The organism is Acaryochloris sp. 'Moss Beach' (assembly GCF_021497025.1).
Taxonomy (GTDB): Bacteria; Cyanobacteriota; Cyanobacteriia; order Thermosynechococcales; family Thermosynechococcaceae; genus Acaryochloris; species Acaryochloris marina_A.
In genome coordinates, this window is sequence record NZ_CP071717.1 from 4,244,938 (window position 1) to 4,259,239 (window position 14,302).

At 45.9% G+C, this 14,302-nt stretch carries 17 protein-coding genes; 5 read left to right on the top strand and 12 right to left on the bottom strand.

The window, feature by feature from the left end:
* Window positions 1-284 precede the first annotated feature (284 nt).
* Entirely contained in the window at window positions 285-461 is a 177-nt protein-coding gene (locus HRE53_RS20060; RefSeq protein ID WP_235107692.1) for a hypothetical protein, read from the top strand.
* Here the strand turns inward: HRE53_RS20060 and HRE53_RS20065 are convergent.
* The 9 genes from HRE53_RS20065 to ebsA all read right to left on the bottom strand — a co-directional run bounded on the left by HRE53_RS20065 (window position 454) and on the right by ebsA (window position 6,312).
* Window positions 454-1,410 (bottom strand): RNA polymerase sigma factor, RpoD/SigA family, encoded by a 957-nt coding sequence (locus HRE53_RS20065; RefSeq protein ID WP_235107693.1) that lies wholly within the window; start codon window positions 1,408-1,410, stop codon window positions 454-456. The two genes, HRE53_RS20060 and HRE53_RS20065, sit on opposite strands and share 8 nt — an antisense overlap.
* Before the next feature lie 121 nt (window positions 1,411-1,531).
* Window positions 1,532-1,684, bottom strand: a complete 153-nt coding sequence (locus HRE53_RS20070) for a high light inducible protein (RefSeq protein WP_235107694.1) — start codon at window positions 1,682-1,684, stop codon at window positions 1,532-1,534.
* Window positions 1,685-2,033: 349 nt separating this feature from the next.
* Window positions 2,034-2,183: a high light inducible protein gene (locus HRE53_RS20075; protein WP_235107695.1), complete on the bottom strand. Its 150-nt coding sequence runs from the start codon at window positions 2,181-2,183 to the stop codon at window positions 2,034-2,036.
* A gap of 63 nt (window positions 2,184-2,246) precedes the next feature.
* Window positions 2,247-2,390: a hypothetical protein gene (locus HRE53_RS20080; RefSeq protein ID WP_010470165.1), complete on the bottom strand. Its 144-nt coding sequence runs from the start codon at window positions 2,388-2,390 to the stop codon at window positions 2,247-2,249.
* A gap of 285 nt (window positions 2,391-2,675) precedes the next feature.
* Window positions 2,676-3,494 (bottom strand): precorrin-4 C(11)-methyltransferase, encoded by an 819-nt coding sequence (gene cobM, locus HRE53_RS20085; RefSeq protein ID WP_212665005.1) that lies wholly within the window; start codon window positions 3,492-3,494, stop codon window positions 2,676-2,678.
* A gap of 53 nt (window positions 3,495-3,547) precedes the next feature.
* Window positions 3,548-4,384, bottom strand: a complete 837-nt coding sequence (lgt, locus tag HRE53_RS20090) for a prolipoprotein diacylglyceryl transferase (protein ID WP_235107696.1) — start codon at window positions 4,382-4,384, stop codon at window positions 3,548-3,550.
* Between the two features lie 135 nt (window positions 4,385-4,519).
* Entirely contained in the window at window positions 4,520-4,765 is a 246-nt protein-coding gene (locus tag HRE53_RS20095) for a TIGR02450 family Trp-rich protein (protein ID WP_212666178.1), read from the bottom strand.
* A 51-nt stretch (window positions 4,766-4,816) separates the two neighbouring features.
* A complete protein-coding gene (locus HRE53_RS20100) occupies window positions 4,817-5,905 on the bottom strand; it encodes a phosphotransacetylase family protein (protein WP_212665007.1) in 1,089 nt (362 codons plus the stop codon).
* Window positions 5,906-5,931: 26 nt separating this feature from the next.
* Window positions 5,932-6,312 (bottom strand): type IV pilus biogenesis protein EbsA, encoded by a 381-nt coding sequence (ebsA, locus tag HRE53_RS20105; RefSeq protein ID WP_212665008.1) that lies wholly within the window; start codon window positions 6,310-6,312, stop codon window positions 5,932-5,934.
* A gap of 245 nt (window positions 6,313-6,557) precedes the next feature.
* Here ebsA and HRE53_RS20110 point away from each other — a divergent pair, with 245 nt between their 5' ends.
* Both HRE53_RS20110 and HRE53_RS20115 read left to right on the top strand, forming a co-directional pair.
* The gene (locus HRE53_RS20110; protein WP_212665009.1) at window positions 6,558-7,532 is read left to right on the top strand and encodes a radical SAM protein; all 975 of its coding nucleotides are present in this window, start codon (window positions 6,558-6,560) and stop codon (window positions 7,530-7,532) included.
* Window positions 7,525-8,907, top strand: coding sequence for a glycosyltransferase family 2 protein (locus HRE53_RS20115; RefSeq protein ID WP_235107697.1), 1,383 nt, complete (start codon window positions 7,525-7,527; stop codon window positions 8,905-8,907). Before HRE53_RS20110 ends, HRE53_RS20115 begins: the two co-directional genes overlap by 8 nt.
* A gap of 172 nt (window positions 8,908-9,079) precedes the next feature.
* On the opposite strand, the gene HRE53_RS20120 is transcribed toward HRE53_RS20115, so the two are convergent.
* Together HRE53_RS20120 and HRE53_RS20125 are read right to left on the bottom strand one after the other, a co-directional pair.
* Window positions 9,080-9,688: a 5-formyltetrahydrofolate cyclo-ligase gene (locus tag HRE53_RS20120; protein ID WP_235107698.1), complete on the bottom strand. Its 609-nt coding sequence runs from the start codon at window positions 9,686-9,688 to the stop codon at window positions 9,080-9,082.
* Entirely contained in the window at window positions 9,688-10,398 is a 711-nt protein-coding gene (locus HRE53_RS20125; RefSeq protein WP_235107699.1) for a DUF3120 domain-containing protein, read from the bottom strand. The genes HRE53_RS20120 and HRE53_RS20125 overlap by 1 nt, the downstream gene beginning before the upstream one ends.
* A 242-nt stretch (window positions 10,399-10,640) precedes the next feature.
* Here HRE53_RS20125 and dtd point away from each other — a divergent pair, with 242 nt between their 5' ends.
* Together dtd and glmS are read left to right on the top strand one after the other, a co-directional pair.
* Entirely contained in the window at window positions 10,641-11,099 is a 459-nt protein-coding gene (gene dtd / locus HRE53_RS20130; protein WP_235107700.1) for a D-aminoacyl-tRNA deacylase, read from the top strand.
* A 148-nt stretch (window positions 11,100-11,247) separates the two neighbouring features.
* Window positions 11,248-13,134, top strand: a complete 1,887-nt coding sequence (glmS, locus tag HRE53_RS20135; protein WP_212665014.1) for a glutamine--fructose-6-phosphate transaminase (isomerizing) — start codon at window positions 11,248-11,250, stop codon at window positions 13,132-13,134.
* Between the two features lie 2 nt (window positions 13,135-13,136).
* On the opposite strand, the gene HRE53_RS20140 is transcribed toward glmS, so the two are convergent.
* A complete protein-coding gene (locus HRE53_RS20140; RefSeq protein ID WP_235107701.1) occupies window positions 13,137-14,237 on the bottom strand; it encodes a S1 RNA-binding domain-containing protein in 1,101 nt (366 codons plus the stop codon).
* Between the last annotated feature and the right edge of the window lie 65 nt (window positions 14,238-14,302).

The following is a 14,302-nucleotide window of genomic DNA, read 5'->3' on the forward strand; positions in this document are numbered from 1 at the left end:
AAGAGAGTTAAATAGCTAATTAAGGCTTTTTTATAAGATATAAGTCATTTATTTAACAATTTTTGCTTTAATTTCAGCTCTATATTTTTTTAGAATACAGTCTAATAAGGTGTACTAATGCTGTTATTCAAGAATTTTTTATAACTCAAATTTGTAAAGTATTTTACAAAAAAGCACGGTTAATGTAACGTTATTGTGAACTGAATTGGAGTTGGCTTGAATCTATTGCGGTCCCGCTGCTAGCAGAAGAGATTAGCTCACAATCGTAAATCACAGGTTTAGGAGTGAAAACGTTTGCTCTACTCCATCTGTATGTAGCAGCGTTGAGTGACCTAGCCTCTGAGTCATCGAATAAGGTTGGCGAACTGAGAGTGATCCCCCATGAGAAAATTTCCCGTCTAGGCAAAAGCCTATCGGGATTGGGGCTAAGACTGGCGGGAGGTGTTCTCGCGATTAAATAGCCATATATTCTTGCAGCATCACTTTTTGCGATCGCAAAATCTTAAAGGCTTCTCGCTCCACCCGGCGGACCCATTCTCGGCTGACGTTCAGACGTTCTCCCACCTTGGCTAAGGTCAGTGGATTTTGGTCAATCAAGCCGTATCGCAACGTAATCACTTCCCGTTGTTGGGGGCTAAGATCCTGTAACAGCTTCGTTAAATCAGACCGTAGCGAAGAGGCCGTGGCATATTTATCTGGAGATTCATTCGGATCTTCCAGCAATTCCCACAGTTCTGTATTTTGCTGGTCACCAATCTGAATATCTAAGGAAATGGAGCGGCGAGCGTAGCTGAGGTAGTCCTCAATTTTTTTAGGGGGCAGATCCATCTCTGCTGCCAGCTCCGCCACAGTGGGGTCGCGATGTAGTGTTTGAGACAGTTCGCGTCTTACCTTGCGCAGTTTACTGAGCTTTTCATTGATATGAATAGGGAGGCGAATGGTTCGTTCTTGTTCTGCGATCGCACGGGTCATGGCTTGGCGAATCCACCAGTAAGCATAAGTAGAAAAGCGATAGCCTTTCATCGGGTCAAATTTCTCGACACCTCGTTGGAGGCCAATTGTACCCTCTTGAATTAAATCCAAAAATTCAACTTTAGCTTTGTTGTACTTCTTGGCAATCGAGACCACCAGGCGCAAATTAGATTCCACCATTTTGCGATTGGCTTTTCGGCCTAACTTCAGCTCTTTCTGGAGTTGTGAGACCGATATCTCAGCTTTGTCCGCCCATTCTGCCTGTGTGGGTTCTCGATCTAAGTGATCTTGGAGGCCCTGTTTGAGATCTTGCAAAGTCATAAAACGTTGTACCTGTTTGCCAAAGATGATTTCCTCTTCGTGATTCAACAGAGGAAACCGACCTATCTCTCGTAGATAGGTCGTAATGGAATCTTTGCTAACAGACGAATTGTTCATGTCTACGGAGAGTTGAGATTACTGGATATAAAAGACCCCAGCGTAAAGCTGGGGCTAATAGACAAGGAAGAAGAGAATATTGGGGGTAGCTATATATTTCGCAAGCTACCCAAGCTGAAATTTAGAAATTTAGTAAAGTTGAAACTTGACCGACAATCCCTTGACCAGTCATGACTTCAGTCACGATGGCTAGGAAGAATCCCATCATTGCTAGACGACCACCAAAAGTCTCTGCAAAGTCGGTGAAGCCCCAGATTGGATTTTGTGTACTCATGTTGTTTGACTCCGTAATCGAAATAACCTTATGTAAATAAATGTAACTGATCTTGTAACGATTTGTCAAGCATTTGTTTAATCTTTTTTCAACCGTTCTCTAGATATGGGTGAAGCAAATCCATTGTTCCAGTTTGCATTGCATTTTGTAGATAATAAAAAAACCCAGCGCAATGGCTGGGCCTGGATGAGAGTGATAACACTAATAACTAAATATGATTAGAGAACTCATCACCGATTTACGGATAGAATTCTTCATTACATAATCAAGGTCGCGGTAACCTTAATCTTTACTGCTTGCCCAGCTAAAGTGAGAGGAGAGACAAACACTAGCGGGTGGAAAGAATTTCTTAGAAGCTAAACCAAGCGATGAGCTGGCCCAGAATACCTTGACCTGTCAAGGCTTCAGTGATGATGGCTAGAGTCAAGCCAATCATAGCGAGGCGACCATTCCAGGTTTCGGAAAAGACGCTAAAACCAGAAGAAGGTTGAGTATTCATTGTGATTTAATCTCCTAAATAGTCAGCTTGTAATTCATAAAAGGTCGAGAGCAAAATAGCGGCTTACATCAAGCCCCAGAAATGCAAAACGCCTTTACCTGTGACTAGCTCAATTACGATGGCGGCATAGAAACCAACCATGGCTAAACGGCCACTCCAAGCTTCAGCAAAGGGATTAAATCCGAAGAAATTATTAGAGGTATTCATGTGTGTAGACTCCGTGGAACTCATGTGTGTTGTAACCTTATGTAAATTAATGTAACAGCAACATAAAGAAATGTCAACGAAAATCTCTAGTTTTTAGGGTGCGATCGTCTTCGAGCTGCTGTAATTCTTTACAGGCTTAGTTTTTAGCTGCTTTATGAATGCTTGACTAGCCGTTGTCGATCATTATCAAGCGAGAGATCGAGACAGGCTTTCTCCACACAGATCTAGAAAACACCTCACCGTGTTCCAAATATCAATCGCTATGGGGCTGTCGGCTAACGAAGCTCAATGGGTCCCCGGTCGAAATAGATGTCGATGTTCAGGATGATACAGCCGTGATCTCGCTTGAGAATGAGTGGCCTGCAATGCTGGACTGATTAAGTAGAGGGTCGTCCGAATCAACTCATGGTCTTCAGTTGCCTTTGCCATCTCAGATAACGGCACAACCCACATTTGTTCATCGGGCCACCCTAAGCGAAAGCCGATGGCTACAGGGGTATCCGGTTCATAATGAGCCAGCAATTTTTGTTGAGCCTGGTCTACATGGCGGGCACTGAGATACAAACAAAGGCTGGCTTTGTGAGCTGCTAAGCTTGCAAGCTCTTCTGCTTGTGGAACCTGAGTTCGGCCACTAATGCGCGTCAAAATAATCGTCTGTACCAGTTCGGGTACGGTGAGTTCCACCTGCAATTTAGCTGCAGCAAGCTGGAATGCACTAATACCAGGGATAATTTCGAAGGGAATATCTGCTTCTGCCAAAGCCTGTATTTGTTCGTGAACAGCCCCATACAGACAGGGATCGCCTGAGTGGAGTCGAACGACTGAAAGATGCGATCGTACCTTCTCAATCATCATCGGAACGATATCTTCGAGGGTCTTGGTCGCGGTGGGGATCAATTCTGCTCCGTCATGGCATAGACTCAGCATTTCCTTAGGCACCAGAGAATTGGCATAAACCACTACATCTGCCTGTTGGATAATGCGCTGAGCCTTAACGGTGAGTAGCTCAGGATCTCCTGGTCCCGCTCCTACGATATAAACGGCTGGTAATAGGGACTTGCTGGACGTAGGTTGCTCAAGAAGCTCAGGAGAAGGGGGAGTCATAGGATTTCAATTCAACTTAAATATCAATGAAAAAACAGAGCTGCAGTATCCCATTAAGAGGCCTGCTTAGTATCCGGCAAACTACGCTTTAGCAAATACAACCAGCTCAACCCGAGAAGGCCAATACCAATGCCAATCAAGCTCACGACTTGAGCAATTCTTAAGGGCCCAAGCATTAAACTATCCGTCCGCAATCCCTCAATCCACAGCCGACCCAGGCTATAGGTCACCGCATAGACCAGAAAGAGCGTGCCTTTTTTGGCTTTAGGGAACCTAAAAAACAATGCCAGCAAGATTCCCAGTACCATCAGATTCCATACCGATTCATAGAGGAAGGTGGGGTGAAAGTAGGCTGAATTTCGATAGGCAAGTGGACGGCGTCCTGTTGGAATGAACAGCTTCCAAGGCAGATCAGTGGGATCACCAAAGGCTTCTGAATTAAAGAAATTCCCCCAACGGCCGATGGCTTGCCCCAAGATTAAAGACGGAGCAACCAGGTCCGCTAATTGCCAGAAAGAAACCTTATTCAGACGACTAAAAATCGTGGCCGCCAACATGCCGCCGAGGATGGCGCCATGAATAGCAATTCCCCCGCGCCAAATAGTGGCCACCTGATCCAAATGTTGACTGTAGTACTCCCATTGGAACAGGACATAGTAAAGACGGGCACAAGGGATGGCTCCTATGACCAGCCACATTGCCAAATCACTGATGACATCTGGCTTAATCCGACGGTACGTAGCCAAATGCTGCGAGAGTTGTAATCCCAAAACGATCGCAGCTGCAATCAGGACGCCATACCATCGGATTACCACAGAACCAATCCGGAAGATTTCTGGTCCAGGAGAGGTGAAAACGGCCCAATAGGTTGGCGACAAATTAACGAACATGGTTAATACACAGGCATGGATTCATCAGGAGCTTTAGCCCCAGTGCATAGTATCGCACCCCATGCTTAAGAACCGTCGTATTGATGCGTAGGTTCATATGGAAAAAAAAGAAGGTATGGCATTGGTCCTGCCTGGTTACTCAGCCGATTGCGCTTGCTCCAGTAAAGATTGCCAGCCTGGTTTCCATAACCCTCGATTTTTCAAGGCTTTGGCATTCACCCAAAATCGAACCGTTTCGTCACAAGCAGCAACTAACTCAGCAAAAACCAGAGAACCTTCATTCTTGCGATTGACAACCCGAAAATGTCGCCAACCAAAGGTTGAAGATTGAGCGGTCCATTTGGAGCCAATCAAATGAGGGTGTTTCTGTTTTTTCACAATCAGACGTCACACTTGGTGACAAGTGAATGGAGCGATTAACAATCAATAATTCTAAAGAGTGACTGGAGACGTTAAACCCAGAGCTGCCAGGAGCTGATCAATATTGCAGTGCTGATTAATCATTTCCTGAATACATTCAACCTTAATGCGCTCATGCACTTGGGCACGTTTGAAGGCTTTCTCGACGATTTCAACGGTGGTTAGGGTATCTGAATCAACTAACAACACGGGGATCTCTAGATCTTTAGCCCGGTTCAGTACCAATTCATTGGGGGGGAAATGCCCGGTCAAAATCAAACAATGGGTAGAAGACTCCAAAGCCGCAAGTTGAAGATCGGTGCGATCGCCTCCTGTCACCACAGCCATGTTTCGACCTTTTCGGAAATACTTTAAGGCAGAATTGACATTCATTGCCCCAATGGTTAGCTCTTCCACCATGAGGTTTAAGTAGTCATGACCGCACAGGATGTCAGCTTGGAGCTGTTGAACCAACTCCGATACACTGACGCTGCGCAGTAAAGCGTTACTGGGCAATACCCCTAAAACAGGGATTTGTTTCGTTTCAAGGAAAGATTGCACTGTTGATTGCAATAGTTGTTGTTGTTCAACGCTCACATCGTTGAAAATGACGCCCACCAAACGATTACCAAGGGTGGCCTTCGCATTGAGCACAGCATCAATCATGGCGAGATTGTGAAAGCGGCTCACTAACACGACTTCTGCATCTAGTGCTTGAGCCATTTGAGGTAAAGATACGTCAAATAGATATCCTTCTGAAAGAGAGCCAGGACCTTCTAAAATCACAAGGTCAACATCATCTTTCTTTTCTAACTGATGTAGTTGTTCTACATAGTTAGTCGCATCTCCATCTTCAAGCTGTTGCTGAATATGTTGAGGATGAATAGATAACAGGGTAGGGTAAACCTGCTCTGGCGTGAGCCCGAGGGTTTCAGCAATGAACTTAACATCAATGTCCAGTCCGTCATCGGCCAATCCCTCAGCGTACGTGCCGATAGGTTTAGCGTAGGCCAATCGGTATCCCTTACTGATCAGAGATTGAGCAAGGCCCAGAATGGCAGCTGACTTACCACTGAATGCTTCAATGGAACCAATCAGCAGATGTTTTGACGCCTTTTGCACTCCGAGAACTCCTCATGGATTAGGGGTTAATCATCTAGCTTTAACAGCTTACGATAGAAAGTCTTGGGAAAATCAGCAACTTTAGTGCGTCGGTAGTTGGTAATGACTTCGATTAAAAAACCAATAAATTCGAAATTCGTAATCGTGAGTTCGTAATTTAAGTCCCCGTCATTATCAAACTGGATGCGGCAACGGGTTAGGTCTGCAGGCAATTTAGAAACATTCCATGTCGCCACAAAGGGAATATTGCTTCCCCCTTCGATGCCCCGTTGCCCTTCTAAGTTGTTATTTTGATAAAGCGAGATCGCCAAAGGTAGTAAATCTCTTTTACCGCCTTGGTAATAGGGCAGGTAGACATTGACGTCTCGTGGGGTAGCAGGTTGAATAGCATCTAAAACTTGGGTCATCTAACAACGTCCTCATTGACCGATCAATCAATAAACCTCATGTATGAAGTATGGGCAAGTCCGTGACGAATTTTACTGTTTGACCTGAATTTTTCTGCTTTTCTCCCAAAATGCTTCCCCTTCTTGAGAAGCCAGAAGGTCAAGCACACCAAATATATAAAGATATATATACAGTTTATGGTATACGTGGTGGGTAGAACCAATGGACCTCTGCCGGTAAAGTTGCTTAGCTGGAACAGAAGATTATGGCTCCCCTAGTTGCAAATTACTATCTGACCTACCGCTGTAATGCACGATGTCATTTCTGTGATATCTGGGCATTAGATCCAGGTAAGGAAGCAGATTTCGATACGATCGAGCATAATCTAGAGGATTTAAAGCGCCTGGGAGTCAAATACGTTGACTTTACAGGGGGAGAACCTCTTTTAAGAGCAGATGTTGGCGAAATCTACCAGACTGCCAAGCAGCTTGGTTTTTACACCAGCATGACCACCAACACCATCCTCTATTTAAAAAAAGCCCATGAAGTCAGAGGGCTAGTCGACTTCCTCAATTTCTCACTGGATGGTCCAGATGCAGAAACTCATGATCACTCAAGAGGGGTCAAGATTTTTGACAATTTAGTTGAGTCGGTCAAGTTAGCTCTGGAGCTAGGTGAGTATCCAGTTCTTAACCATACGGTGACGGCTCAGAACTACGAGCGAATTCATGAGGTGGCTGAATTAGGTGCACGCCTGGGTGTCAGAGTATGGCTGAATCCAGCATTCACCGCTTACGCGAACTATAACAATCGGAAAAATCCAACCCCTGCCATTGTCGAAGCGATTGAATCGAGTGGTAGAAAGTACCGAAATCTGGGCTACAACAAAGCAGCTTTAGAGTTTATCCGGGCTGGGGGAAATGATACCCAAAACCCAAGGTGTAAAGCGGTTGATGCAGTGATCGCTATTTCTCCAAATGACGAGTTGCTGCTTCCTTGCTACCATTTCGCTCAAACAGGCGTACCAATAGAAGGCAAACTGTACGATATGTACCGACAATCCGAAATTGTCGAAGAATATCGTCAATCCCAAGGTCAACTGAAGGTATGTGAAGGGTGTACAGTCTGGTGTTATCTCATTCCCAGTTTCTTCCAAGGCGTTGATAAATATTGGGTCCTAAACCAAGTAAGTTATGTCGGAGAATTCCTGGCCAGAAAACGATTCTTGCAACATGTCTAACGTGAAATCTCCTTGGCCAGAAGACTCGGAACTCCCACAGCTTTCTGATGTGGAAATTGATTACCCCGAAGGTGAAGGTCGGCGACGCAAAGCGGCTTTGATGCTCGCCTTAATCTGGAGTTGTACGATTGCTCTGCACCTGTTTTCAGTCGGTTTCTGGGCTGTTTGTTGCCTGACAACCATTATTAGTATGCACTGGCTGCGGATGATTCGGGCGTCTGCACTGCCTACTGTAGAGCCATTAAGTTTAGACAAAGCTGAAACTGAATATCCCTTTGTATCGCTTTTAGTATCGGCAAAAAATGAAGAAGCAGTCTTAGGGGCTCTAGTTAAAACCCTCTGTAAACTAGACTATCCTGCCGAACGGTATGAAGTATGGATTGTCGATGATAACAGTACTGATAAGACACCAGACGTTCTGGCACAATTGTCTGAAGAGTATTCTCAACTCCATGTGCTGCGACGATCGGCAGAAGATGGGGGCGGAAAGTCAGGTGCCTTGAATCAGGTTTTGCCCTTGACCCAAGGCGACATTATTGGGGTTTTTGATGCAGATGCTCAGGTCTCTGCTGATCTACTCTGTCGAGTTTTACCTCTGTTTGATGATCAGCAGATGGGCGCGGTCCAAGTTCGTAAACAGATTGCGAACGCTGATACAAATTTTTGGACCCGAGGTCAGTCCGCTGAAATGGGATTAGACCTGTATCTTCAACAGCAACGGATTGCAGTGGGAGGAGTGGGTGAGCTTCGAGGCAATGGTCAATTTGTCCGTCGCCAAGCGTTGGCCAGTTGTGGCGGTTGGAATGAGGCGACTATTACCGATGATTTGGATTTGACCTTCCGCTTACATCTGAATCATTGGGATATCGGTATTTTGCCTCTGCCTGCTGTGCGAGAGGAAGGGGTGACCCGGGCTGTCGCCCTTTGGCATCAACGGAATCGTTGGGCAGAAGGAGGATATCAACGGTATTTAGATTATTGGCCCTTAATTATTCGTAACCGCTTAGGGCCCCGTAAAACCTTTGATTTAGTCGTGTTTTGGTTTGCTCAGTATGTCCTTCCCACTGCGGCTGTGCCTGACTTGGTGATGGCCACAGCCCGTAATCAGCTTCCTTTGTTAATGCCGATGACCAGTGTGACTATGTTGTTGTCCTTGGTGGGGATGTGGAATGGGTTAGATCGCATTCGTAGAGCTGAACAAGTTGCCCCTTCACCGTTTGTGATGTTCTTACAAACGGTAAGAGGGACTCTATATACTTGCCATTGGTTTTTGGTGATGGCCTGTGTCACGGCCCGGATGTCCATTCGACCAAAACGCTTGAAATGGGTAAAAACCCTTCGTCAGGATGACTACCAGATTTATGTACCTGATTAGCTGAGGCAGTTCGAGGGGTTTGATTGAATGCCGCTCTTATCACTGAGTCCGATTAGGTAAGCGTCTTTCAGCTTCCATAAGCCTACGTAACCCGAACATAGGTTAAGTCCTGTCATAAAAAAAATTCGAGGCGTCAATAGGCGAATACCTTCAGCAAAAAGGATCAAGCCCATTAAAGAGGGTTTTTGGATGGCAGTAATTTCGCTATCCCTTTTTCTGTGCAAATAGCCTTTAAGGGTTGGTCCCAAGATTCAGTGGGAAGTTGCTCTAAGAGATCTCGTTCAAAGACAATTCCGATGGTTGGGATATCAGCCCAACTGGGTGAGGCTAATAAGCGGTCGTAATATCCACCGCCATACCCCAAGCGATACCCGTTGAGATCGCAAGCCACAGCTGGCACCAAAATCAGATCAATCTCATCAGCCGATAACTCAGGACAATCGGGGTAAGGCTCCAAAATTCCATACTTACCCTTTTTCAGCATTTGAGCATCTAGGGGATTACAGCGATGCCAAATCAAATGCTGTCCCACACATCGAGGGAGGCCCCACTCTCGGTCTTGTCCTTGTAAAAACAGCCAGCTTAAATCGGGTTCTTGTCGAAATGTCATATAAGCCAAAACGGTTTTGGCTTGACCCCAGAGGGATGAATCTAGTAACTGCTGGCAGAGAGTCTGACTAAAAAGACGCCATTGCTCAACAGGCATCGATTGACGCTGCGTCAGCAATTGACGTCTCAAAGTATTCTTGTCGAGTTGAGGATTAGAGCCAGAAGACTGCACTAAAACTGGGTTGCCACCAATAAGAACAAACTATCCACTAACAGCGTGCCCAATACAGATCCTGAGAAAGCCCACCAACAGAGCTGGTCTTTTTGCCCTGTCCAGGTATCCGGGGGCAGTAAGGGGCGAATACTCATCACACAGAGTCCGACCACTAAAACCATCGCCCAAAATTGTCCCCAAGGGGTTTGGGTATGCTCTAAAGCTTTTGGCAATAGTGCCATAGCTTCTGTTTGATCCGTTTGAATCAAGACTCGCCAGGTGGGCATTAAATCCACCAGGAAGAAATACACATCCGTGACGGTTGAGCCAATCAAAGACCCCAAAAAGAACAGAGAGCCAATTTTAAGACGGGAATTGAGTAAGGCCCAAATGGCGATAGGTAAACCAATCGCTTCCATCGGCACGTGCCATAAAGGCTCTGCTCGAAACCAACCCCAATAAATTGAGCCGGAGAACCAGGCCAAAGCAAAGCCAAAAAGCAAATCACCCCAGATTTGAGTTTTGTCTTGGCGCATTAACCCATAACTTCCCAAAAGCCACCCTCCTGTGGCCACCAGACTTAGCCATGGCCAAGCCCTCACCAAGGGCGCTTGGATCAGCACAGGTAAGGACACCAAAAACATCGCGGCGCTGAATAGCATCCAGCTCTGAAACGTCCCCATGCTTTGAATGGTTTGCCTGAGGGAGCTTTGAAAAGTTTGTTTCAAGGATTATTCTCCAGATTTTTTTCAAAGTTATAAAAAATGCTAATAATTCAATATGATTGATTAGGCAATAATCGTTAATATTCGTTAATATTTTGCGTTTATTGAGTCATCCTTAAGGTGGCATGTAATTCAGATTAGTGTATCACGGGAAGGTCTGATGGCTGTGCCTTCTACAACCTAGCTACAACTAGCTCTCCTGCTTGAATTACTAATAATTAATTAAACATATCTCCTCAAATCTAATGCGCATTATTTTGCAAAGAGTTAATGAATCACGGGTCGAAGTTGCGGGTCAAATGATTGGCGAAATTCAAAAAGGTCTCAATTTATTAGTAGGAATTACCCCTTCTGATACGGAACAAGAAGTGGCTTGGATGGCCCGTAAATGTTTGGAGCTACGAATCTTTCCCGATTCGTCGGGCAAGCTGTCCCAGTCTGTCCAAGATATAGAGGGCGGATTACTCGTGATTAGCCAATTTACATTGTATGGAGATTGTCGGAAGGGGCGGCGGCCCTCCTTCGATCAAGCGGCACCCGGTGCCATCGCAGAAAAGATTTATGAGCAATTCGTGACTAAACTGAGAGCCAGCGGTTTACAGGTCGAAACGGGACAGTTTGGCGCCATGATGAATGTTTATATCGAAAATGATGGTCCTGTAACTTTAATTTTGGAACGAGAGGCTGAAAGGCAAATACCATAAACCCCCACTATTCTTTGCCCCAAAATAATGCCTGCTTACAAGCTCAAAAAAGGGGATATTCAAGATAGATGACGTTAGGGATTGCCATTTCTAGCGGAGTTGAGTCAAACTGCCTGTGTGGTAATCAATAGCGGGTCTCTCCAGAATTATGTGCGGTATTGTCGGTTACATTGGTCCTCAGACGGCCAGCGGAATTCTGCTCTCAGGTCTACAAAAACTGGAATATCGAGGTTACGATTCAGCGGGGATTGCCACTGTGTCAGAGGCCCAGCTCCAATGTATTCGGGCTAAGGGCAAACTTCATCACCTGGAAGAGAAGTTGGCCAGTTGGGAAAATTCGGCTGTTCTGGGCATTGGCCACACGCGATGGGCCACGCACGGCAAACCTGAAGAACATAACGCCCATCCCCATCGAGATGCTCACGACCGCTTGGCTGTGGTGCAAAACGGGATTATCGAAAACTATCGAGACCTCCGAGAGGAACTGAAAGAGCGGGGCTGTACATTTCGCTCTGAAACCGATACAGAGGTTATCCCCCATCTAATCGCGGAAAAGCTTGACGCTCTGAAATCGGCTGGAAAGCCTTCCCTACTAGAAGCGGTTCGACAAGCAGTCAATCAGTTGGAAGGCGCATTTGCGATCGCAGTGGTGTCCGCTGACTTCCCAGATGAACTGATCGTGGCTCGTCAGCAAGCCCCCTTAGTGGTGGGATGTGGGGATGGCGAATATTTCTGTGCCTCCGATACACCAGCTTTGATTCACCATACCCGCACGGTCTTAAACCTAGAAAACCAAGAACTGGCCCGCTTGACTACTCAGGGGGTCAACCTCTACCACTTCGATGGTAACCGGGTTCGTCGCCCACCCCACACCCTCAACTGGAATCCAGTCATGGTGGAGAAGCAAGGCTTCAAACACTTTATGCTCAAGGAAATCTATGAGCAGCCAGGGGTCGTGCGCACTTGCCTGGAACAGTATGTAGATAGCAGCTGGCAGCCGGAACAGGAGAAAAGTCCCATTCGCCTGAATTTAGCGCCAGAGTTGACTGAGAACCTAGAAAGCATTCAAATTATGGCCTGCGGGACTAGCTGGCATGCCAGTTTGGTGGGCAAGCATCTGCTGGAACAGTTGGCAGGTATTCCAACGGTGGTTCAGTATGCCTCGGAGTTTCGGTATGCACCGTCACCCTTGACGGCCAATACCCTCACGATTGGGGTTACTCAGTCCGGAGAAACCGCCGACACTCTAGCTGCATTAGAAACGGAACAACAGCGTCGTGCCCAGCAACCTCCTCATTTACAGGCTCGCCTGTTAGGTATAACCAATCGCCCCGAAAGTTCTCTGGCTCGCCTAGTGCCCGCTATTATTGATACCCATGCCGGGATTGAAATTGGGGTGGCAGCCACTAAAACCTTTATGGCTCAACTGATGGCCTTTTACTTTTTGGCGATTGAGTTGGCCCATCAACGCAAAACAGTTCCCCCCCAGCGCTTAGGTGAAATTATCAATGGTCTGCAACAGCTCCCTGCCCAGCTAGAGCAGGTTTTAGAAAGTCAGGAGCGCTATGTGGAAACCCTGGCCCATGACTTTGTGGAAACCCAGGACTTTATCTATATCGGTCGAGGCATTAATTTCCCCATTGCCCTAGAAGGAGCACTAAAGCTAAAGGAAATTAGCTATATCCATGCGGAGGGATATCCGGCAGGGGAGATGAAGCATGGTCCCATCGCCTTGCTCGATGCCAAGGTACCAGTGGTTGCGATCGCAATGCCGGGAACGGTCTTTGAGAAGGTTCTCTCCAATGCCCAAGAGGCACGGGCACGGGATGCTCGGTTGATTGGCGTTACTCCCATGGATGAGCGGGAAGCCAAGGAGACCTTTGATACGTTGTTACCTGTACCTGCGGTGGATGAGATTATTTCGCCATTACTGACGGTGGTGCCGTTGCAGTTGTTGTCCTATCATATTGCCGCCCTGCGGGGGTTAGATGTGGATCAACCTCGCAATTTGGCTAAATCCGTGACGGTTGAGTAATATTACTCAGACCGATTTCTTGCCGTCTCTTCAGCTCTTTTATAGACGGCTAGAGGATCTATCAGCATGTCACCCGGTTGAGGTTCTAAATCAGCCGTCGACAACAAAACTCTTCCTTTTTCTATATCCATCCAAGTGATGATAGCTCTGACCCAAGCATGTCGTCGAAAAACTTGTTTGGGATCGTCAATAGGATCATGAGAAATAGCGGAATTAAGCAATAGGGCAAAACATCCTCCAATATCTACAAAAACACCATCGGGTCGAATTTTATGAACTTTACCGTCTACGATCTGTCCAACTTGTAGAGTTTCCAGACGTGCTTGGCGTTCATGATAAATATGTGCGGGATGGCGATGACCTGAAAAATCTAGTTCGCCTATTTCTTGATGGATTTTAGACTGCCTTTCTTGATACCAATGTAAATCAATTTCGTTTACTGCCAGATCAGTGATGAGATTCTCATAAAAACTTGAGAGCTTGTAAGCATCAATTGGTCGTCCATATACCGCTAGCAGAAGAGATGTGGAAAGATCAGCGATAAATTGCCGTAAGATTTTCTGGGTTACGGTCAAGTACTTTTGTCGATGTTGCTGAGCTTCTTGAGCATTTCTGTCTTCACCTCCTCCATATAGTGCTAGCCTTTGCTCCCAGCGATCATAAGCAGTGTTTTCTGGGGTGAGTAAGTTGTGCCAATTAATATTACTAAGATTGTCAGAACTTGACCACCGTGAACGCTGATAATAGAGGTCAATAAACTCAATAATGCTATTAGTAAAAGCTGAAACTAGGTTGCTTCGTTCGATGAAAATTTTGAGTCGTGTTTGGTCTTCATAAGACATCCATGGCTCAATTCTAAAACAGAGAAGGTCTGTCTCAGTACTTTCTGCAATCAGCTCAACTCCTCGACCTTCTTCATTGATTACCATTTTGGCGGGAAGATGAGAATCTCGAATTTTTCCTAGCCACACATAAAGCTCTGGATAAGGATCAAATACTGAGGATGTGTGAATGACGGTACAAATCTCATCAGTCTCTATATGCATAAAGATCCAACCCTTGGGTGACTCATTAACTTTATTTTGAGTAAAGAGGACTTTCATCGTTAATGATTGAAGGTTGAAAAAATTTTGGAGAATTTAGAAGCTGAAGACAAGAAGTATTTGCC